Genomic DNA, 21,276 nt, shown 5'->3' with positions numbered 1-21,276 from the left:
CGCGCTGCGGGGGGGGGGGGGGGCCGCTGTCGTGCGGGCGTGCTCTCTCCATGATCCTCCTGGTGGGGGTGATCGGGAATCCCGTACACCGTTCTGACTGTCATCACGTTCTGCGATGAGCGCGGTTAGGCTGAGGCGCGTGTACGACCCTTCGCAGCTCCGTACGTTCCTCGCGGTCGCCCAGACGCTGAGTTTCACCCGGGCCGCCCGCAGGCTCGGCCTGCGCCAGTCGACCGTCAGCCAGCACGTGCGGCGCCTGGAGGACGCGACCGGGCGGCAGCTGTTCACGCGCGACACGCACAGCGTGGAGCTGACCGAGGACGGCGAGGCCATGCTCGGCTTCGCCCGCAGGATCCTGGCGGCGCACGAGCAGGCCGCCGCGTTCTTCGCCGGGAAGCGGCTGGGCGGGCGGCTGCGGTTCGGGGCGTCGGAGGACTTCGTCCTGACCCGGCTCACCGACATCCTGGAGTCGTTCCGGCACGACCACCCCGATGTCGACCTGGAGCTGACGGTCGAGCTGTCCGGCACCCTGCACAAGCAGCTGACCGCGGGCAAGCTCGACCTCGTACTGGCCAAGCGCCGTCCGGAGGATCCGCGCGGCGAGCTGGTGTGGCAGGACGACCTGGTCTGGATCGGCGCCGAACGGCTCCGCCTCGACCCCGAGCGGCCGGTGCCGCTGATCGTCTACCCCCCGCCGGGCATCACCCGCGCCCTCGCCTTCGAGGCCCTGGAGCGCCGGGGCCGCGCCTGGCGCGTGGCCTGCACGAGCGGCAGCCTCAACGGCCTGGTGGCGGCGGCCCGCGCGGGGCTCGGCGTGATGGCGCACTCACGGGGCCTGATCCCGCCCGGCCTGGTCCGCGTCCCGGACCGGGCAGGACTGCCCGAGCTGGGGCCGGTCGACTTCGTCCTGCTCCAGGGCGAGCGGCGCGCGTCGGCCCAGGACGCGGCGGACGCGCTGGCGGCGGCGATCCTGGCGGGCGGGGACCGACTGCACCGGGGCGGTCGCTGACCGTGGCACGGGGGCAGGATGAGATCGATGTCGGCGGGTGTGACGATCGTGCCCGGCGTGCACTTGGGGACGCGCTGCCCCGCGCGGTAGGGGCCGTTCCGCCGCGGTGAGCCCACCCCCGAGGGCGACAGAGCCGCTGTGCTCCGATCATTCGCGCATCGGCACCGGCCGCACCAGTCGCGGAGGTCTATCGCAGCGGCCGCGGGTAGGTGAGCTCCTTGAATCGGCGCACGTAGGGCGCCGATTCGACGTGCCGCACGCCGTCCAGGGCGCCGAGTCCGCCGCTCAGATACGCGTAGAGCTCCGCGGTGTCGCGGGTCAGGACGCTCGCCATCAGGTTGGCGGAGCCGGTGATCGCTGAGACGTGGGCGATCTCCGGATGCCCGGCCATCGCCCGGCCCACCGCGTCCAGCTCACCCGGCGCGACGGTGACCCAGAGCATCGCGGCGGTGGTGAAACCGAAGCGGGCGGTGTCGTACTCGGTGTCGATGTAGAGCGCGCCGGAGCCCAGCAGCGCGGCGACGCGTCGCTTGACCGAGGACTCGGAGCGGCCCGTCAGCCGCTGCAGTTCGGGGTACGTGACGCGGCCGTCGGCCTTGAGTGCGGCCATGATGGGCTCGTCGTCGGGGGTGATGCGGGCGGGGGCGGCGGCCTGCGGCTGTGCGGGGGTCAGCGCGGCGGCCTGCGCGTCGGTGAGCGGGCGGTGCTTGCCGATCCATCCGGTGCGGCCGCCGTAGAAGCGATGCATCAGCTGGTGGGCGGTGATGTCGACGAGCTTGCGGGTGCGCAGGAGCTTGCCGAAGAGCAGGTCGTCGTAGTCGTCCTGCGTCCGGGGCACCGTCATGCAGACCACCTCCGTGCCCGCCGATGTGAGGTGGACCCATGCCGTGTCGGGGCGGCGGGCCAGAGCGGTCGCGATGGCCTCGGCGCCGTCGGGCGCGCAGCGCAGCCTCAGCATCCACTCGTCCTGCCCGAGCCTGCGGGTGTCGCGCACGCCGACGATGCGCAGGCCCGCCTCGGCGCGCAGGCGTCGGAAGCGGCGGGCGACGGTCTGGTCGGAGACGCCGAGGACACCCGCGATGCGGCTGAAGGACGCCCTGCCGTCGACCTCCAGGGCGTGCAACAGCTTCAGGTCCAGCTCGTCGAAGGTGTCGGCTTCCATCACTGGCAGGACCTCTCGTGTCGGATCAGTGCGCCTGAAGGCGATCTGGCACCGGCTTCGTCCACCGGCGGCCCATCGTACGAGGACCACGCGGACCGGGGCCGCCCACAGGCGTCGGACGAGGAGTCGGAGGGAAGAGGAAATGCGTACATGGGGGCCGCTCACCGCGGTGTCTCTGGGGACGTTCATGCTGCTGCTGGACGTGACGATCGTGATCGTGGCGCTGCCCGACATGGCGGTGGCGCTGCACGCCTCGCTGAGCGACTTGCAGTGGGTCATCGACGGCTACGCGCTCGCGCTGGCCGCGCTGCTGCTCGGCATCGGCGCCGCGGCCGACGTGTTCGGCAGGCGGCGGCTCAACGTCATCGGCACCGCGCTGTTCGCGGTCGCCTCGCTGGGCTGCGGACTCGCGTCGGACGCGAACCTGCTGGTGGCGGCGCGCGCCGTGCAGGGACTCGGCGCGGCCGCGATGCTCGCGACGACGCTGCCGCTGCTCGGCGCCGCCTATCAGGGGCGCGACCGGTCGACGGCGCTCGGGGTGTGGGGCGCGGTGAGCGGGGCGTCGGCGGCGCTCGGACCGATCGTGGGCGGGCTGCTCGCGGAAGGGCCCGGATGGCGCTGGATCTTCTTCGTGAACCTGCCGGTGAGCGTCGCGTCGATCTGGCTGACGCTGCGCCTGGTGCCGGAGTCGCGCGGGCCTGCCGGGCGCCGGGTCGACTGGGCGGGCACGGCGGCGTTCGCGTGCTTCGCGGGCGCGGGGACATACGGGGTGCTGCGGGGCGGGGCGGACGGCTGGGCGTCGGCGGGCGCCGCGACGTCGTTCGCGGTGTCGGCGCTCGCGCTGCTCTGCTTCGTCCTGGTCGAGCGGCGCGTCGCGCAGCCGCTCCTCGACCTGCGGCTGCTGCGCAAGCCCGCCTTCACCGGGGTGCTGATCGGCGCGGTCGGCTACAACGGAGCGGCGTTCGGTGTCGTCCCGTACCTCTCCATCTGGCTGCAGACCGTGCTGGGCATGAGTCCGGTGCACGGCAGCCTGGTGCTGCTGCCGCTCGCCGCGACGTCGTTCGTGGTGGCGCTGCTCGCCGGGCGGCTGCTGCACGGGGTGGCGCCGCGGCTGGTCATCGGGGTCGGGCTGCTCCTGATCGGGGCGGGCGGGCTGTGCATGGCGGTGCTCGACGCCGGGTCGTCCTGGGGGACGCTCGCGCCGGGGCTCACGCTCACGGGTGTCGGCGCCGGTCTGGTCGCGCCGGGTCTCGCGGGGGCGGCGCTCGCCTCGGTGCCGGCCGCGAACGCGGGGATGGCGGGCGGTGCGGTCAACACGTTCCGCCAGCTCGGGTACGCGATCGGGGTCGCCCTGTTCGGGACGGTGCTGACCGCGCGCATGCAGGACTCCCTCGGCCACGACGCGGCGCACACCGCCGCGGGCGGCGGTGCCGCGGCCCTGCACGGCACGGTGCCGGAACACGCGGTGCGCGCGGCCTTCGCGTCGGGGCTCAACGGGGCGTCGCTGGCGGCGGGCGTGGCGGGTCTGGTCGCGGGTGTCCTGGTGCTGGTGATGGTGCGGGCGCCGGGGAAGCGGGGGCCGGGGGGACCGGCGGACGGCGTGAGCGCGGGCGGTTCCGGTGCGTCGCCGGTGGACGGGTCCGCGGGAACTCCGCGCCGCCGTCCGCACGTTGAGGAAGCGAGGCGGTGAAGGCGCCGTACTGACGGTACGCGGCCGCTAGTTGTACGTCGCCGCTGACGGTACGCCGTCTCGGTTCCGCCGCCGGGGCTGTCCACCTAGTGGGCACCCGGGTGGCGGATCTCCTCACCCGGCAGAGCACCGAGCCCCAGCAACCCGCCCACCGTCGCCGCCGTGAGGGCGTGCCAGGACGCGGCGTGGCGCAGCATCGTGTGGCCGCTGCCGGCCATCGTGACCAGGCTCGCGTCCGCGCCCGCGGCCGCCGCCCGTGCCACGTACCGCCCGGACTCCGCCGGGTCGGTCGTCCCGTCGCGGTCGCCGTGCAGGAGCACCACCCCGCGGCCCCGCAAGTGGGAGACCGGGTCCCCCGGCGGGCACCACGGGGCCAGGCCCACCACGGCCCGGACCGATGGGTGGCCCGCGGCGTGCAGGGCGGCGCGGGCGCCCATGGAGTGGCCGACCAGGACGACGGGCGCGTCCCCGATGCGCGGCGCCAGGTCGGCGAGCGCGCGGCTCGCGTCACGGGCGGCGTCCCGCCGCTCGCCGTTCCAGCCCCGGCAGCGGTAGCGGACCTGTCCGACCGCGACGCCGCGCGCCCCGAAGGCCTTCCTGATGGCGCGGGCGAGGGGCCACATGCGCAGGCCCGGCAGGTTCAGGGCGGGGGGCGTCGACGTGCCGTGTTCCCGGCCTCCGTGGAGGAGGAGGACGGCCGCCCGCACGGGCGTGGAGGTGGTGGGGAAGATCAGCGGCGAGTGGGGCGGGTCGGCGGATACGGACACGGAGAGGCTCCTTCGGCGTCACGGCGGCTCGTTCAGCGTCATGGCGGCGAAACCCCCGCAAACACCCCGGACCGGCCCACATACGGGAATGCGAAGTACAACGTCGAGAGACCTATACAAGTTCCCCACCGGCTCCACGCAAGGGGCACCCGTAAGCACCCGTATGGGGTGCGCGGCGCCGACACCCCGCATGCCGCGTACAGATTCCGTGGAGATTACGCCACCGAAACTTACTCCAGCGTAAGTAAGTTGTCCGGCCCTTCCCCTTGTGGCCGTATTTTGACCGGCTGACCAGTGCCGATGTTCCATGCCCACCGCCCCTGGACCCCCTCCCGCACGCGCGCGCCGTGGGGTACGGTCACGGCGCTGTGCGGAGCGCCACAAGGAGCATCATTGCGCGAGTTCACGAATCCTCCGATGGCGTCGGTGCCGCTGGTGGGCGGCCTTGCCGACGCCGTGTTCGACCATGCCCTCGAGGACCCGCTGCGCATCGCGTTCGGCCGCAAGACCGACGGACGGTGGCACGACGTCACGTCGGGCGAGTTCCGTGACGAGGTGCTGGCCCTCGCCAAGGGCCTGATCGCCCAGGGCATCCGGTTCGGCGACCGCGTCGCCATCATGTCCCGCACCCGCTACGAGTGGACGCTCTTCGACTTCGCCCTGTGGGCCATCGGCGCCCAGGTCGTACCGATCTATCCGACCTCCTCCGCCGAGCAGGTCCTGTGGATGCTCCACGACGCGCAGGTGTCGGCCGCGATGGTCGAGCACGAGGACCACGCGATGACGATCGGCTCCGTCGTCGACCGGCTGCCGCAGCTGCGCAGGCTCTGGCAGCTGGACGCCGACGCCGTGGGCGAGCTGACCGAGGCGGGGCGCGACATCGACGACGACGTGGTGCACCGCCACCGCCGTGCCGTCACCCCCGACTCCATCGCCACGATCATCTACACGTCGGGCACCACCGGCCGCCCCAAGGGCTGTCTGATCTCCCACGCGAACTTTATGTTCGAGTCGGACGTCATGGTCGGGCGCTGGGAGCCGGTGTTCCACTCCAAGCGGGGCGACGAGGCGACCACCCTGCTCTTCCTGCCGCTCGCGCACGTCTTCGGCCGCATGGTGCAGATCGCCGCCGTGCGCGGCCGGGTCAAGATGGGCCACCAGCCGAACCTGAACGCGGCGGCGCTCCTGCCCGACCTGGCGGCGTTCCGGCCCACGTTCATCCTGGCCGTGCCGTACATCTTCGAGAAGGTCTTCAACGCGGCGCGCCGCAAGGCGGAGCGGGACGGCAAGGCGGGCGCGTTCGACAAGGCCGTGGAGTGCGCGGTGCGGTACGCCGACGCGATGGAGGCCAAGGCCTTCGGCACGGGCCCCGGGCCCTCGGCCGGGCTGCGCATGCAGCACCAGCTCTTCGACAAGCTCGTCTTCTCGAAGGTGCGGGAGGCGATGGGCGGCCGGGTGCGGCACGCGATGTCGGGCGGCTCGGGCATGGACCGGCGGCTCGGCCTGTTCTTCGCGGGCGCGGGTGTGACGATCTACGAGGGGTACGGCCTCACGGAGTCGACGGCGGCCGCGACCGCCAACCCGCCCGAGCGCACCCGCTACGGCACGGTCGGCCTGGCCATCCCCGGCACCACCGTGCACATCGCGGAGGACGGCGAGATCTGGCTGAACGGCGGCAACGTCTTCCAGGGCTATCTGAACAACCCGAAGGCCACCGACGCGACCCTGCACGACGGCTGGCTCGCCACCGGCGACATCGGCGCGCTCGACGAGGACGGCTATCTGACGATCACCGGGCGCAAGAAGGAAATCCTGGTGACGTCGGGCGGCAAGAGCGTGTCGCCGGCGCAGCTGGAGGAGCGGGTCCGCGATCATCCGCTGGTCGCCCAGTGCATCCTCGTCGGCAACGACCGCCCGTACATCGCTGCGCTCGTCACCCTGGACGCGGAGTCCGTGGAGCACTGGCTGACCATGCGCCGCAAGCCCATGCTGCCGCCGGGCGAGCTGGTGCGCGACCCGGATCTGGAGACCGAGGTGCGGCGGGCCGTCGTCGCCGCCAACACGCTCGTCTCCCAGGCCGAGTCGATCCGTACGTTCCGCATACTGGCGCACCAGTTCACCGAGGAGCACGGCCTCCTGACGCCGTCTCTGAAGCTGAAGCGGAAGGCGATCGAGACGGTGTACTCGGCGGAGGTCGAGGCGCTGTACAGCAGCTAGCCGGAGCACATGGCACTTTCTGACGGCCCATCAAATAGAGCCGCGCCGCTTATTGACGGTTCATCAGGTCCGCCACAGAATCAGCCCCACTTCGACTTCAGGGGGGCTCGACCGTGTCCCGATCGATCCGCACCATCACCGCCGCCGCCGCGGCCCTTCTGCTCGCCACCGCCTGCAACTCCGCCTCCACCGGCGGCGAACCGGACGGTGGCGACAAGGGCGGCGGCTCCGTGCGCGGAGTGACCGACGACTCCGTCAAGGTCGGCGGCATCGTCTCCATGACGACCGCGAGCGGATACAGCAAGAAGGACACCGACCTGGGCGCGCAGGCCCGCTTCGACCGCGTGAACGCCGAAGGCGGTGTGCACGGCCGGAAGATCGACTACCTGGGTGCGGAGGACGACGGGCAGGACCCGGGGAAGAACCTCGCGGCGGCACGCAAGCTTGTCCAGCGGGAGAAGGTCTTCGCGATCTCCCCGATGAGCTCGGTCACCTTCTCCGGCGCGGACTTCCTCCAGAAGCAGAAGGTGCCCACGTTCGGCTGGGGCACCATCCCGCCCTTCTGCGGCCCGGCCTACATGTACGGCTTCGGCGGCTGCATGGTGCCGATGCCCGGCGGCACCATCACGCAGAGCTGGCCGGAGGGGCTCAAGAGGGTGATGGGCGGCGCGAAGGGCAGGTCGGTCGCGATCCTCGCCAACGACAACGACGCGGGCACGTTCGCCATCCGCACCTACAAGCAGTCCTTCGCGGCCGCCGGTTTCGAGGTGACGCACGCCAAGTCGACCGTCCCCGCCACCTCCGTGCCGAGCGACTGGTCGGCGTACACGAAGGAGATCCTGCGCTCCGACGGCGGCAGGGCGCCGGACGCCGTCGTCTCCGTCATGCAGACCCCGTACAACATCGGCCTTTTCACGGCCCTCAAGCGCGCGGGCTTCAAGGGCGTCATCACCGACCCCACCGACTACGACCCCGGGCTGCTCGCCAAGAGCGCCACGAGGAAGGCGCTGGACGGCGTGCACGTACTGCTCTCCTTCCAGCCGTTCGAGCAGGACACCGCGGACATGCGGCAGTTCAAGAAGGACATCAGGAGGGCGGCGGGCAAAGAGGCCCCCCTCAATATGCACATGATGACCGGCTACATGTCGGCCGACCTCTTCCTCGCCATCGCCGAGAAGGCGGGCAAGGACCTCACCGTCGACTCCTTCCAGAAGGCGGCGGACGACTACTCCGACACCGGCACCATGGTCGGCGACCGCAAGCTGCGCGAGGGGCAGAAGGAGTCGTTCGGCTGCGGCGCGCTCGTCCAGCTGGAGAACGGGAAGTACACGGTGTCGTCGCCCTTCGAGTGCTACGAACCGATCCCCTTCAAGTAGGGGCGGGCCGCCATGTCGGACCTCCTCGGATTCGTGCTCAGCGGCCTCGTCTCGGGCGCCCTGTACGCGCTGCTCGCCACGGGCCTCGTCCTGTCGTACTCCGCCTCGGGCCTCTTCAACTTCGCCCACGGCGCGACCGCCTACCTCTGCGCCCTCGCCTTCCACGAACTGCACTCCGGCTTCGGCTGGCCCGCCGTGCCGACGGCGCTGCTCCTCGTCCTGGTGGCGGCACCGGCCCTCGGCTGGGGCCTCGACCGGCTGATGTTCCGCAAGCTGGCGCGGGTCGGTGAGACCGCGCAGATCGTCGCGACGATCGGTCTGCTCGTCGCGCTGCCCGCGCTCGGCCTGTGGATCGTGGAGCTCCTGGCGGACGCGGGGGCGCCGGTGAAACCCGCGGAGAACCAGTTCGGGCTGCCGGGCGTCGGGCCGAGCCCGGCCCGCGGCTGGCAGCTGACGGACGGCGTCGGCATCGACTCCGACCAGCTCATCACCTGGGTGACGACCGCGGTGGTGGCGGTCGGCCTGTGGATCCTGATGCGCCACACGCCGCTCGGTCTGAGGCTGCGCGCCGCGGTCGACAACCGGTCACTCGTGGAGCTGCGCGGAATGAGCGCGGACCGGCTCTCGTCGGTGGCCTGGATGCTGTCGTCCGGCCTGGCGGGCCTCGCGGGCGTCCTCGCGACGCCCCTCCTCGGGCTCTCCTCCCACGACTTCACCCTGTTCCTCTTCGTCTCCGCGACGGCCGCCGTGCTCGGCCGCTTCCTGTCGATCCCCCTGGCGTTCGTGGGCGGACTCGGACTCGGCGTGCTCCAGAACCTCGTCGCGGGCTACGCCGACTTCGCCGAGGAGATCACCGGCTTCCGTACGGCCGTGCCCTTCCTGATCCTGTTCGCCGGGCTGCTGCTGCTCACACGGCGGCAGCGGACGGCGGGCACGGCGGTAGTGGACGCGCCGCCCGTCGACTACCTCGCGGGACGTTCGTGGCTACGCCGCTGGGGCCCCTGGGCAGCAGCCGCACTCGCCCTCGCCCTCTCCTTCTACACGGTCACCACACCGTTCTGGAGCGGCCTCCTCGCGCAGGGGCTCGCGATCTCGCTGGTCTTCATCTCCTTCACCGTGGTGACGGGGCTCGGCGCGATGGTGTCCCTCGCGCAGGCCACGTTCGTGACGGGCGCGGCGCTGGTGGCCGGGCTCCTGATGAGCCACGGGTGGCCGTTCGCGGGGGCGGCGCTGGTGGGCACGTGCGCGGCGGCGGCACTCGGCGCGCTCGTGGCGCTGCCCGCGCTGCGGCTCGGCGGCCGCTCCCTGGCCCTCGCCACGCTGGCACTCGCCTTCCTGGCCGACCAAGTCCTCTTCCAGCTGGGGTGGTTGCGCAACGGCGACACCGGCTGGGAAATCCCCCGCCCGGTCCTCGGCCCCGTCGACCTCTCGGACGACCGGGCGATGGGCGTCGCGATGGTCGTCCTCGTCACGGCGGCCGTGGCCTCACTCGGCGCGTTGCGCAACTCCGCTTCGGGACGGGCCATGCTGGCGGTACGGTCCGCTCCCGCGGCGGCCATGGCGTCCGGCGTCTCGGTGGTCCGCACGAAGCTCCTGCTGTTCACGCTCTCGGCGGGGCTCGCGGGGTTCGGCGGCGTGATGTACGCGTCCTTCAACACCCGTATCACCGCGACGGACTTCACCGCGATGACGGGGTTGATCTGGCTGGCGGTGGCGGTCGCGGCGGGCGTACGGAGGCCGCAGTTCGCGGTGGTGGCGGGCCTGGTCTTCGCGATCGTGCCGCACCTGGTCGCGGACCACGTCACCGACTCCGTACACCTCCCGGTGATCCTCTTCGGCCTCGCGGGGCTGGCGCTGGCGAACGATCCGGACGGGTACTGCGCGGCGGTGTCGGTGCGGATGCATCGGAGGCGAGGGAGGAAGCGAAGGGCGCGGGCGGCGGCGGGGCCGGTACCTTCGACGGCCGGAAACGTCCCGGTGCAGTCGCCGCAGTCGCCGCAGTCTGCCGTACCGCACAGCCACTCCTCTGCCGCCCCTGCCGTCCCGCCCGCCCTCGCCCTCCACCACCTCCACGCCGGCTACGACGGCGCCCCCGTGCTGCACGGTGTGGACCTCGCCGTACACGCCGGGGAGATCGTCGCCCTGCTCGGACCCAACGGTGCCGGGAAGTCGACCGTCTGTCTCACCGCGGCGGGGCTCCTGTCACCCACGCAGGGGCAGGTGCACGTCGCCGGGCGCGACGCCACCCGCGAAGGTGCCGCCCGCCGCTCACGTGGCGGTGTCGTCCTCGCTCCCGAGGGGCGCGGGATCTTCCCCTCGCTCACGATCGACGAGAACCTCGCCCTGTACCTGCGGGGGCGGGACGAGCGCGACGCCGTGTACGAGCGGTTCGCGGGACTCGCGGCACGGCGCAGGGTTCCCGCGGGCTCCCTCTCCGGTGGTGAGCAGCAACTGCTCGCGCTCGCACCTCTGTTGCAGCGCCCACCGAAGGTCCTGATCGCGGACGAGCCGTCCCTCGGCCTCGCGCCGCGCATCGTCGACGACGTGTTCCGGCTCCTGGTCGAACTCCGCGACGCGGGCGCCGGGCTGCTGCTCGTCGAGGAGAAGGCCGCCGAGATCCTCGGGGTCGCGGACACGGTCGCGTACCTCGCCCAGGGCCGCGTCTCCTGGTGCGGGCCGCGCTCCGAGGTACGGGCGGACCGGCTCGCGGAGGCGTACCTGGGCACGGCGGCGAACGGCGGACGACAGACGTCGAGGAGCGTGACGCGGCCATGAGGGAGCGGGAACACGTCCTGGAGGCCGAGGGCATCGGCGTACGCTTCGGCGGCGTCCGGGCCCTCGACGGGGTGGGGCTCGGCGTCCGGCGGGGCGAGGTCTGCGGACTCATCGGCCCCAACGGTGCGGGCAAGACCACACTGTTCGACGTACTGTCCGGCATCCGCGGCCCCGACCGGGGCCGGGTACTGCTCGACGGGCGGGACGTCACGCGCCGCTCCCCCGTGTGGCGCGCCCGGCACGGGATGCGGCGCACGTTCCAGCGGCAGCAGCTCTTCGGTCAGCTCACCGTCGCCGACAACCTCGTCGTCGCCCAGGAGTGGCGGGGCGGTGGCGGCGGTTTCGCCGCGGACCTGCTGGCCGCACCGACCCGGCGCGCGCACGAGGCGGGACGGCGCGCACGGGCCGCGGCGGTGCTGCGTTCGTGCGGCCTCGACGCGCTCGCCGGGCAGTACGCGGGCGCGCTGCCGGTCGGGCAGGCCCGCATGGTGGAGCTGGCACGCGCCGTCGCGGACCCGCCCGCGGTCCTGCTCCTGGACGAGCCCGCCTCCGGGATGACGGCCGACGAACGCCGGCAGCTGTCGGCCGTCGTCCGGCACCTCGCGGACGACGAGGGCTGCGCGGTGCTCCTCGTCGAGCACGACGTCGCCTTCGTGATGGAGCTCTGCGCCCGTGTCGTCGTCCTCGACCTCGGCCGGGTCCTGGCCCACGGGACACCGGCGGAGGTACGCGCGGACCCGAAGGTGCGGGACGCCTACCTCGGCGCCCCTCGCTCGTAGCGATCATGATCTCCGGCCATTCAGGAATGCGGCACGGCCGCTGATCGTTGACCATGGGCACAGACACCCGACGACTTAAGGATCGAGAGCTCGTGAGCAAGGTTCCCCCGATCACCCTCAACAACGGCGTCGAGATGCCCCAGCTGGGCTTCGGCGTCTGGCAGGTTCCGGACGACGAGGCCGCGAAGGCCGTCGCCACGGCGCTGGAGGCCGGGTACCGCAGCATCGACACCGCAGCCATCTACGGCAACGAGGAAGGCACGGGCAAGGCGATCGCCGCTTCCGGCGTCGCCCGTGAGGACCTCTTCGTCACGACGAAGCTCTGGAACAGCGACCAGGGCTACGACGCAACCCTGCGCGCCTTCGACACCTCGCTGGAGAAGCTCGGCCTCGACTACGTGGACCTGTACCTGATCCACTGGCCCCTGCCTTCCAAGGATGCGTACGTCGACACGTACAAGGCCTTCGAGAAGATCCACGCCGACGGCCGCGCCAAGTCCATCGGCGTCTCGAACTTCCTCCCCGACCACCTGGAGCGGCTGCTCGGCGAGACGTCGATCATCCCGGCCGTCAACCAGATCGAGCTGCACCCCCATCTGCAGCAGCACGCCTTGCGCGAGTTCCACGCGGAGCAGGGCATCGCCACGGAGGCGTGGTCGCCGCTCGGCTCCGGCAAGGGCCTCCTCGATGTCCCCGCGATCATCGCCATCGCCCAGAAGCACGGGCGCACCCCCGCGCAGGTCGTGCTGCGCTGGCACATCCAGCTGGGCAACGTCGTGATCCCGAAGTCCGTGACGCCGTCGCGGATCGCGGAGAACATCGACGTCTTCGGCTTTGAACTCGACCCCGAGGACATGGCGGCGATCTCGGCGCTGAACGAGGACCGCCGCCTCGGCCCGGACCCGGCGACGTTCGACGTCGCCTGAGCACCGCTTCGCGGAGCAGCCTACGGACCGTCTCCGCCACCCGTTCCGGGGTGGCGGAGACGGTCCAACTGGTTTCTGAGCGGGTGGAGTTCGCGGCTGTGCATGCCCGGCGTCGGCGAGAGGGTGTTCAGAGCGTCCTGGAGGAGGGTCACCGCCTCCGTGACGTGCCCTTGCTCCTCCAGCGCACGGGCGGCCTCGCCGAATGCCTCCACGGCTCGCTCGTACCGGCGGGCCGCGACGTACGTCCGGGCGAGCCGCTCGTGGAGCGGGCCCGCCTTGTCCGGCGCCCGTTGCAGGTCGTAGGCCGCCACCAGGGTCTCGGCGACCGCGAGAGTGTCGGGGTGGTCGTGTCCGCTCACCGCGTCCCGGTCGCTCAGGCACCGCTCCAGAATCGGTACGGCCGCTGCTGTGCTGCCGTCCGCGAGCCACACCCGGCCGAGCCGCCCCCGCACCGCCATGATCTCGGGGTGGGTGTTTCCCAGTTTTTCGCTGCCGCTGCTCAGCGCGGTCCCGTACTGCTCGATCGCCTGTTCCGTCATACCCGTGCTCCAGTAGCGCGTGGCGAGGTCGGACCGGGCGCGGACCGTGGCGGGGTGCGCAGCGCCGAGAACCGTGTCGAAGCCGTCCACCGCCTGCTCCAGTTCGGCGACGGCCTCCTCCTGCCGACCCACGGCCTCGTACGCGAGCGCCAGCCCGCTCCGCACGGCGAGGGTGTCCGGGGACGCGTCTCCCCAGACCGCCCGGCAGGCCGTCAGTGTGTCCACATAGGTCTCGACAGCGAGGTCCCAGCGCTCCGCCGCCAGATAGGCGCCCGCCAGCCTGGCGCGCAGGGGCAGGGTCCTCGGATGCTGCTCACCCAGGCTGCGCGCCGCGCGGGAGCAGACCGCCTCCAGCTCGCGGTACGCGCGTGAGGTGACGCCCGCGGACTGGTACGCACCGGCCAGCTCGGCGCGCAGTTCCAGTACGTCCGGGTCGTCCGCGCCGAGCGCCCGGCTCAGCCGGGCGAGGGTCTCCTTGTACAGCGCGATCGACTGGTTCAGGTCACCCGCCGCGAGGAGCGCGGCCGCGAGCAGTCTCGCCGTAGCCAGCGTCTGGAACGCGTCCGCGCCGGACATGCGGGTACGGGCGGTCAGCGCGCGCTCCAGGGCGACGGCTCCCCGGCTCGACTGCCCCTGGCCGACGACGAAACGCGCGTACGCGGTGAGCATGTGGGCGAACGCGTCGGTGTCGTCGCGTGCCGGGAGGCGCTCGGCCAGCGCCTCCACGTGCGGGACGAGCTGCCACCAGGAAGGCCAGGTCTCGGGGTCGTCCGGGTCATCGGGCAGCGCGCCCGCGAGACAGGTGAGGGCCCGCCGCCGGGCCGTGTCGATGACCTCACGGCCCCGGTGAGGGTCGTTCGGATCGGCGACCCGGGCGAGTGCGGCGAGTACGGGGTGCAGGAGCACCGTGTCGTCGTGCGTCCGTACGAGCCCGTGCTCAGTCAGGAACTCCAGGGCGCGTGCCACCGCGGAGGGCGTATCGATCCCCGACACCACGGCACGGGGCACAGGGGGCGCACCGAACCAGGCCAGCGTCAGCAGGAGCTCTTCCGGAACGGCGTCATCGGCGGCGCGCAGCACCTGCCACAACGTGCCGCGCAGGGGCGACACCCCACGTACGGGGGACGCCTCGCTCTCCGACGCGTGGGGCGCCTCGCCCATCACGTACTCCGCCGCGGCGGTCCGGTACTCGTGGACCGGCCACCACGACTCACCGACAAGCTCGCCCGCCCGCGTCACGGCCACCGGCAGTCTGCGCAGGTCGACGCAGAGCGCCTCCGCGCCTTCCACCTCCCGGCCCGCGTACCGCGTGAACATGTCGACGACCTCGTCCAGTTCCGGCACGTCGAGCTCGGTCGGCACCGCGATGCCGTCCCAGCCGAGCGCCAGCCGACTGGTCAGCAGGACCTGGCCGCCCGTACCGATCCGGGACAGGAGAACGCGGACATTGCCAGGGTTGCGCACGTCGTCGAGGACAAGCACCCAGCCGTCGTGCGAGCTCAGCCACTGAAGGACCCACTCCCAGCGCCCCTCCCCCTCGAAGAACTCCGGCACCACGGGTCGCAGGACACGGGTGAGCTCCGAGAGCCCACTGACGATCGAGGCGGGCGAGTCCGCCTTCACCCACCACACCGGCGCGTGGTCCCGTGCCTTCCGCGTCGCCCACTCCGCCGCGAGGGCGGTCTTCCCGACCCCCGCGATGCCGTGCACGACGACCGCCTGCGGCACGGGGCCCAGCCGCACGAGCTCGAACACCCGGTCCAGACGGCCGAGTTCGCGTTCACGGCCGACGAACGTCTCCTGCGCCGGTACGAACACGGGGAGGCCGGGCCCGTCGAGCGCCGACGCGGTGGGCGTGCAGGACGCGGGTGGCATGGAGGACACCGGGAAAACTGGGGACGCTGGGGACGCCGAGGAATCCGGCTCCCCCTCGTCCGCCCCCTGCACCTGTCCCTGTCCCTGCCCTTGCCCCTGCTCCCGCCCCCGCAACACCCCCAGCGCCTCTTCGCTGACCAGCGCGAATGGCTGCCCCGGCGTGCCCAGACCGCGGCTCCCCGCCCCCTCCGTCACCCGCGCGACCGCACGGAACGCCCGGCTCGCCGAGCCCGCCCTGGCCTCGATCTCCGCGCCGAGCCCGGTCAGCAGCTCGGCGACCTCCAGCGACTCGGTGCGGGGCAGCGTCTGGAGGAGGGCACGACGTGCGCCGGGCACGAAGTCGTACAGGCCGCCCTGCCCGTCGACCGGCTCCAGAAGTCCGCTGAGCAGCACCTCCGCCAGGTCGCTGGGGCGCGAGCCGGGGGTGACGCGCTGTTGGATCAGTCGCATCACCGGCAGTGCGGGCACCGCCAGCGCGACATGGGCCGCGAGGTCCACCGCCGTGGGGGACGCCACCGACTGGAAGCGGAGGATCCGGTCGGTGATCGGCAGGTCGACTTCCGCGGTGAGGGGCCGGAGGTTCGCTGCCGGGGCGGCGCCCACGTACGTGACGGCCGTGTCCCTGCGCCGGTCGCCCGACGCGGTGACCAGGCCCGCCCAGTCCGCCAGCCACTCGGGGGCCAGTTCGAGGACCGGCACGGGCAGCGCGTCGGTCGAGGGGACTTCGGCGCGGCCGTCGTGCGGGGTGAAGCGCAGTGCGGTGTTGGGGGCGCTCGCGCGGGAGGCGATCGCCCTGCCGGGGGTGACGGGTGCGGCGGTGCGGCGCCAGAGACGTTCGGGGAGCGGCTGGAGGATCGCGGTGGGGCCTCGTCTCGCCCATGCGTGCAGGGCAGGGGCGGCGTGACCACGCCACCAGTGCGGGCCCGAGCAGTCGCTGAGGAGGAGGGTGATCTGGCGGCCCGTGGGGTCGACCAGCGCCGTGGGGTCCATCGCGGGGCCGGTCGGTGACGAGCGGACGCCGACGCGCGAGCCCAGGTCCGCCAGGTACCAGAGCCGCACGTCGCGGAACGCCCCGGTGCGCTGCAGGGCCTCGCCCAGTTCACGGACGAGGGGCCGCCACACTGCCATCGCCGGTCCCGTGTCGGCGACCAGGACGAGACTCAGGAGGCGGTCGGTGACGGGGACCATGACGGGGGCCCAGAGGCGCAGGCCGGGGCGGCGGGCGGCGCGGGCGGCCGTCGCCTCTTCGTCGAGGACGCGGCGGCGCCGGTCGGGGACGCGCTGTTTCAGCGGGCGCAGGGCGCGCTGGATCGCCAGTTCGTGGTGCAGGGCCTGCGGGGCGGGGACGAGGACTTCGTCGGCGTCGGTGCCGGACTGCGGGGAGCCGCGCGGGACGTGCAGGGTGGACCGATGCGGGTCGTCGGTCAGGTCCGGGCCGCCCTCCGCACCGCCGGGAGCGACATCACCGGAAGCCGTATCCCCGGTAGCTCTACCGTCGGACGCCGAAGCGTCGGACGCCGTTCCGTCCGAGGCCGGAGCCCCATCCTCCGCGCCGCCCCGTTCCCCCGGCACCCGCGTCGACGGTGGGAGCCCGGCCCTTTCGAGCACGCCCTCCACGTTCCTGGCGTTCCGGCCCCCGGAGACACCTGGTACGCCCTCCCCCGCCGGGCCCTCGAAGGGCAGCCGCTCCGCCAGCCACAGCATCTCCGCGAGCTCCAGCGGAGTGACCGGTGGCCCCAGCGCGTCGAGCGTGTCCCGGAGGCGGTCAATCGTCATCGGATCCGGTCGCCTCGCCGCTCAGGAAAGGCATCACCTGGTCCGCCAACTCCCGGACGGTCTCGGGACGTTCGCTGAGCGCCGCGTGGTGGCACATGTAGATGGCGTTCAGCAGCTGGTCGTTGGCGAGCAGTCCGCCGCCGCGTCGCTCGAAGAAGCGGTCGATGATCTCGCGTGTGGCGGCGGGGAGTTCCCCGTCCTCGTCGCCGACGACCGGGCCGAGGTGTTCCTTGACGATCGCGGCCAGCTCCGCGACGCTCGCGGGCTGCTTCAGGTTGACCGTGACGCAGCGCCGCAGGAAGGCGGGCGGGAACTCGCGCTCGCCGTTGCTCGTCATGACGACGAGCGGGAAGGCGCGGCAGGTGACGGTGCCGTCGCGGATCTCCACGCGGTCGGTGGTGCTGTCGCGCGTCATCACCTTCGCGGTGGGGTCCGCACGCCGGGTCAGTTCGACGACGTCGTACGAGCCCTTCTCGAAGACCGTCAGGAGATCGTTGGGCAGGTCGATGTCGCTCTTGTCGATCTCGTCGACGAGGAGGACGCGGGGGCGCGCGAACGGCAGCAGGGCCGTTCCGAGGGGGCCGAGGCGCAGATAGTCGCCGATGTCGTCGACGACGGCTCCCTCGTCGGCCGCTCCATGCCGGCGCGGGCGTCCGGCGCCGTACAGACGGGTCAGCGGGTCGTACTCGTACAGGCCGTCGCGGAGCGTGACGCGGCTGGTGATCGGCCAGTGCAGGACCTTGCCAAGTCCCAGCTCGTGCGCCACGGCATACGCGAGGGAGGACTTGCCGGTGCCGGGGGCGCCGGTGACCAGGAGCGGCCTGCGCAGGTACAGCGCGGCGTTGACCTGACGGACGGCGTCCTCACTCGGGCGGTAGCAGACGGCCGCGTGCGGGTTGCCGGAGTCCGAGGGCGGGGTCGGCAGCGGTGGGCCGCCGGTGAAGGTGCGCCACGGCGGCGGTGCGGGGAGCCGGTCGATGCCGTCGTGCGGGACGCGGTTGCCCCGGAAGATCTGCCAGGTGCCGGTTGCCGCCATCTCAGCCCCTCCCCGTGCCCCGTACACCCACCGCAGGACCCGCGGCACCCTCGGCACCCGCAGCCCCTGCACCGGTGGTCCCCGAAACACCCGCACCCGGCGCCGACAGCGGCGGGTCCGCCGCGCCCTGCCCGCTGTCCCAGAACAGGGTCAGCCGGTGCCCGCAGTGCTCGGCGTCCCTCCTGACCGGGGAGCGGGCCTCCCTGCGCAGCCGCATGACCTCGGACGGCAGCCGGGCGGGGTCGAGCGTGTCCACCGCGTCCGTGATCCGGTCGAGGAACTTCTCGGGCGAGCAGTGGGCGTGCCCAGCGGTTCCACAGTCGTGCCGTCGCCACAGCATGATCGGCACGCCGGTGTCGAGGGCCGCCTCCAGCCAGTCCCGGGCCGGGGTCGCGGCGTACGCGAGCGCGCACAGCTGGTCGTCGGCGTCCAGCCAGTCGCGGAACTCGTAGAAGTCGTAGGGAAGTCCGCACTCCACCCGCTGGGGGCGGGTCTCGCCGCGGCCCCGCACCGTCTCCCAGCGGCGCCCGGCCCGGTCCGAGGCGCGCACCGGCTTCAGGCGGTTCAGGTCGCGGACGACGACGGGCACCGTACGCATGGGCCAGGGCCGCTCCGCGCCCGGTTCGTCGATCTCCCACTCGTCGAAGGGTTCGTTCATCAGCCGCTGCGGCACCACGAACTCCAGCATCCAGTCACACCCGTGCACCTTGCCGACCTGCCCGGCGAGCAGCGCCTCGGCCTTGGCCCGCAGCTGCTGGCGGCGGACCCTGACCGGCCCGGCACGGCCGACCTCGACGCCTCCGATCACCGTCCGCACGTACAGGTCGAAGCCCGCACCCCGGGTCATCGGCTCCGCCCGGACCACGATCGACCCGGTGGGCGCGGCGAGCGGCCCCACGACCGCGCGAGCGGCCGCCGCGTCGTCGTACTTCTGCAGCCCGCACCGCATCATCAGGGCGCCGGTGTCCGCGCTCACCGTGCTGGACCCGATCAGCATGCGCAGCAGCCGCGCCACCGCCCTTTCGCGCTCTTCCTTGCCGCCCACGACGACTTCGGCGGTGTACCGCACGGCGTGCCATACGGAACGGAAGAGCGGCGGGTCCCTGCGCAGGGTGGGGCAGACCTGCCGGACCATCAGCTGCAGCCCGGACTGGTCGAGGGGCGCCCCCACGACCAGCGTGCGCAGTTCGCGGCGCGCGGCGGGCTCGAGCCAGTCCAGGGGCAGGAGGTCGTCGATCTCCTCCCAGTGGCCGCGGATGGTGTCGAGCGGCAGCATCTTTCCGATGACGCCCTCCTCCTCGCCGCCCAGATCCGCGTCGGTGATGATGCCGACGACGAGGCCGCTCGCCGGGTCGTAGACCGCCGCGCCGCTGAATCCTTCGTCGAGCCGCCGCAGATGGGCGTGCCGGACGTCGACCTCCAGCCATTCCTGGCCGAGCATCCGGTCCGCGCTGGTGTGCAGCGTGACGTGCGTGCCCTCCTTGTCGTAATGGGCGGGGAAGCCCTGGGCACGCAGTTCGTGGGCGATACGTCCCTTGCGTGACCGCAGCGCGTCGAGCGGGGCGAACACGCACGGCGGCACGCGCAGCGGTTCGGCGAGCTCGACGACGGCCAGATCGCCGCGGTCGCCGGGGCGCTGCCACCCGGTGATACGCCGCACGGTGGCGGGCAGGTCGTACGCGACGCCCGGCAGCGTCACGGTGACCTCGGCCAGGTCCTCGACGACATGCGCGCAGGTGATCAGGCGTGCGCGATCGATCAGGACACCCGCTCCCCGAACGGCGCCGTCGCTCGTGTCGATACGCGCACGCCAGTGCATGTCCGCCATTATTCGCTCGGTGCGTCCCGCTGGGCACCCACCTGACGGGCTCCCTCTGCGTCCCCGCGCTCCGCCCGACCGTCCGGGACCCGCCGCGACCACGTCAGCTTGACGGTCAGATGTCCCTCCGTCGCCGTCTTGGCGATCACCGCCCCCGCCTCCGCGCTGAGCTTGACGCCGAACTCCAGCTCGATCGCGTCGGGGTCGAGTGCCCGGTCACGGAAGGTCCGCAGCGCGGACATCGCGGCGCCGCGCACGTTGGTGAGGGCCGACTCGAAGCGGCCCTCGACCTCGTGGATCCCGCCGGACTCACCGCGACGCGACACCGACCGGAACCCGGGGTCCCGGGAGTCCACCTCCACCACGACGGGCCCCTCGTCGGACTCCCACCGCACCAGTTCGTTCACAGACGTCCCCTCGCTCGGCCGACAGGCCGGACCCGGCGGCCCGGCGCTCCTCCGAACGTACGGCAACCCGCCGCAGCATCAGGCGTTTTGACGGAACGTCACCCGTACCCCGTACCCCGTACCCCGTACCCCGTACCGCGCCGTACCGCTTACGCGTCGTCCTTCACCGCCACGTACACCGTCTGCGCCGTCAGTACGAACACGTCAGGGCGCTGGTGCAGACTCTGCGGGTCGGACGGGTCCAGGAGCCGGTCGAAGGTGGCGGCGTCGTCCGGGGCGAGGCGCTCGGCCTGCATGTCGCGGCGGCGGGAGAACTCCGTGACCACGTGGGCGCGGGCGTCGTCCGACAGGGGCGCCGGCAGGTCGAGGAGGAAGCTGCGGGTGGCCACGTGACGCAGGCCCGCGGCGGTGAGGAGGGCAGGCCAGTCCTCCGTCGTGCCCTTCGAGCCGTCGAGCCCCTCGCGCATCCCCGCGAACCACTCCTCGTCGGCCGCTTCCAGGCGGGACAGCAGGGCGGGGCGGCCGAAGCCGATGTCGCGGGGCAGGTAGCGGGCGGTCAGGCCGCCTTCCAGGAGGGCGATGGCGCCGCCGGGGGCCAGCCGGCCGGCGAGGGCGGAGAGCGCGGCACCCTGGTCACCGACGTGGTGCAGGGACCTGCACAGCCACAGCAGGTCCGCCTCTGGCACGTCGTCGATGTCGTCGGGCAGCGCGGCGCGCACGGTACCGAAGCGGTCGGTCAGGCCTTCGTGCGCGGCCCGCTCGCGGGCGCGCTCCAGGAGCGCCTGCTCGGGGTCCGCCGCGACGATCCGCGCCTCGGGGAACGATCCGGCCAGCGAGAACGAGACGGCTCCGGGGCCGCTGCCGACGTCGACGACGACGCCGGGTTCCGGGACCCAGTGGCGGAGCCAGTCGGCCACCTCGCCGTACATCGGCGCGGCGACGCGGGCGTAGCGCTCCAGCATCTCGCCCATGGCGGACCAGTCCATGTCACCGTCGTGGCTGTGACCGTGCCCGTGACCATGACCGTGGCCCTGCCCCTGCCCCTGCCCCTGCTGCCCCATAACCCTGTGCCGCCTTCCGGTCCGCCATCGTGTGTGAACAGGACCAGACTGCTCCCGTTTCC

14 protein-coding genes are annotated in these 21,276 nt (G+C 72.6%); 7 read left to right on the top strand and 7 right to left on the bottom strand.

Going from position 1 to position 21,276, the window contains the following annotated elements:
* Positions 1-139 precede the first annotated feature (139 nt).
* Entirely contained in the window at positions 140-1,009 is an 870-nt protein-coding gene (locus tag NOO62_RS33685) for a LysR family transcriptional regulator (RefSeq protein ID WP_268774576.1), read from the top strand.
* A 187-nt stretch (positions 1,010-1,196) separates the two neighbouring features.
* Here the strand turns inward: NOO62_RS33685 and NOO62_RS33680 are convergent, their stop codons facing one another.
* Entirely contained in the window at positions 1,197-2,171 is a 975-nt protein-coding gene (locus NOO62_RS33680; RefSeq protein ID WP_268774575.1) for an Lrp/AsnC family transcriptional regulator, read from the bottom strand.
* A gap of 142 nt (positions 2,172-2,313) precedes the next feature.
* Between NOO62_RS33680 and NOO62_RS33675 the strand changes: the two genes are divergently transcribed.
* Positions 2,314-3,861, top strand: coding sequence for an MFS transporter (locus tag NOO62_RS33675; protein WP_268774574.1), 1,548 nt, complete (start codon positions 2,314-2,316; stop codon positions 3,859-3,861).
* 86 nt (positions 3,862-3,947) lie between these two features.
* Here NOO62_RS33675 and NOO62_RS33670 read toward each other — a convergent pair whose 3' ends face one another.
* Entirely contained in the window at positions 3,948-4,628 is a 681-nt protein-coding gene (locus NOO62_RS33670) for an alpha/beta hydrolase (RefSeq protein WP_268774573.1), read from the bottom strand.
* A gap of 393 nt (positions 4,629-5,021) precedes the next feature.
* On the opposite strand from NOO62_RS33670, the gene NOO62_RS33665 reads away from it, so the two are divergent.
* The 5 genes from NOO62_RS33665 (at position 5,022) to NOO62_RS33645 (ending at position 12,701) form a co-directional block, all read left to right on the top strand.
* A complete protein-coding gene (locus NOO62_RS33665; RefSeq protein ID WP_268774572.1) occupies positions 5,022-6,845 on the top strand; it encodes an AMP-dependent synthetase/ligase in 1,824 nt (607 codons plus the stop codon).
* 113 nt (positions 6,846-6,958) lie between these two features.
* Positions 6,959-8,221 carry an ABC transporter substrate-binding protein gene (locus tag NOO62_RS33660; protein ID WP_268774571.1) on the top strand — a complete coding sequence of 421 codons (1,263 nt, stop codon included), beginning with the start codon at positions 6,959-6,961 and terminating at the stop codon, positions 8,219-8,221.
* Positions 8,222-8,233: 12 nt separating this feature from the next.
* Entirely contained in the window at positions 8,234-10,996 is a 2,763-nt protein-coding gene (locus tag NOO62_RS33655; RefSeq protein WP_268774570.1) for an ABC transporter permease subunit, read from the top strand.
* Positions 10,993-11,775 carry an ABC transporter ATP-binding protein gene (locus tag NOO62_RS33650; protein ID WP_268774569.1) on the top strand — a complete coding sequence of 261 codons (783 nt, stop codon included), beginning with the start codon at positions 10,993-10,995 and terminating at the stop codon, positions 11,773-11,775. The genes NOO62_RS33655 and NOO62_RS33650 overlap by 4 nt, the downstream gene beginning before the upstream one ends.
* A gap of 134 nt (positions 11,776-11,909) precedes the next feature.
* Entirely contained in the window at positions 11,910-12,701 is a 792-nt protein-coding gene (locus NOO62_RS33645) for an aldo/keto reductase (protein WP_398971601.1), read from the top strand.
* 20 nt (positions 12,702-12,721) lie between these two features.
* Here NOO62_RS33645 and NOO62_RS33640 read toward each other — a convergent pair whose 3' ends face one another.
* The 5 genes from NOO62_RS33640 to NOO62_RS33620 form a co-directional block, all read right to left on the bottom strand.
* A complete protein-coding gene (locus tag NOO62_RS33640) occupies positions 12,722-16,891 on the bottom strand; it encodes an SAV_2336 N-terminal domain-related protein (RefSeq protein ID WP_268774566.1) in 4,170 nt (1,389 codons plus the stop codon).
* Complete coding sequence (locus NOO62_RS33635; RefSeq protein ID WP_268774565.1) at positions 16,881-17,927, bottom strand: AAA family ATPase; 1,047 nt, start codon at positions 17,925-17,927, stop codon at positions 16,881-16,883. The genes NOO62_RS33640 and NOO62_RS33635 overlap by 11 nt, the downstream gene beginning before the upstream one ends.
* Before the next feature lies 1 nt (position 17,928).
* Positions 17,929-19,746: a trypsin-like peptidase domain-containing protein gene (locus NOO62_RS33630; RefSeq protein WP_268774564.1), complete on the bottom strand. Its 1,818-nt coding sequence runs from the start codon at positions 19,744-19,746 to the stop codon at positions 17,929-17,931.
* A gap of 8 nt (positions 19,747-19,754) precedes the next feature.
* A complete protein-coding gene (locus NOO62_RS33625; RefSeq protein WP_268774563.1) occupies positions 19,755-20,153 on the bottom strand; it encodes a CU044_2847 family protein in 399 nt (132 codons plus the stop codon).
* Positions 20,154-20,302: 149 nt separating this feature from the next.
* Positions 20,303-21,139, bottom strand: a complete 837-nt coding sequence (locus tag NOO62_RS33620) for a class I SAM-dependent methyltransferase (protein ID WP_268774562.1) — start codon at positions 21,137-21,139, stop codon at positions 20,303-20,305.
* Positions 21,140-21,276: the final 137 nt, after the last annotated feature.

The sequence above is a fragment of the Streptomyces sp. Je 1-369 genome (assembly GCF_026810505.1).
In the GTDB taxonomy this organism is placed as follows: Bacteria; Actinomycetota; Actinomycetes; order Streptomycetales; family Streptomycetaceae; genus Streptomyces.
This window is presented reverse-complemented; position numbering and strand designations above follow the sequence as displayed.

What these genes read in the sequence shown, in the direction of transcription:
- NOO62_RS33635 (WP_268774565.1), bottom strand. Translation starts at nt 17,927, where the DNA reads ATGGCGGCAACCGGCACCTGGCAGATCTTCCGGGGCAACCGCGTCCCG.
- NOO62_RS33640 (WP_268774566.1), bottom strand. Translation starts at nt 16,891, where the DNA reads ATGACGATTGACCGCCTCCGGGACACGCTCGACGCGCTGGGGCCACCG.
- NOO62_RS33655 (WP_268774570.1), top strand. Translation starts at nt 8,234, where the DNA reads ATGTCGGACCTCCTCGGATTCGTGCTCAGCGGCCTCGTCTCGGGCGCC.
- NOO62_RS33650 (WP_268774569.1), top strand. Translation starts at nt 10,993, where the DNA reads ATGAGGGAGCGGGAACACGTCCTGGAGGCCGAGGGCATCGGCGTACGC.
- NOO62_RS33630 (WP_268774564.1), bottom strand. Translation starts at nt 19,746, where the DNA reads ATGCACTGGCGTGCGCGTATCGACACGAGCGACGGCGCCGTTCGGGGA.
- NOO62_RS33675 (WP_268774574.1), top strand. Translation starts at nt 2,314, where the DNA reads ATGCGTACATGGGGGCCGCTCACCGCGGTGTCTCTGGGGACGTTCATG.
- NOO62_RS33680 (WP_268774575.1), bottom strand. Translation starts at nt 2,171, where the DNA reads ATGGAAGCCGACACCTTCGACGAGCTGGACCTGAAGCTGTTGCACGCC.
- NOO62_RS33620 (WP_268774562.1), bottom strand. Translation starts at nt 21,139, where the DNA reads ATGGACTGGTCCGCCATGGGCGAGATGCTGGAGCGCTACGCCCGCGTC.
- NOO62_RS33645 (WP_398971601.1), top strand. Translation starts at nt 11,910, where the DNA reads ATGCCCCAGCTGGGCTTCGGCGTCTGGCAGGTTCCGGACGACGAGGCC.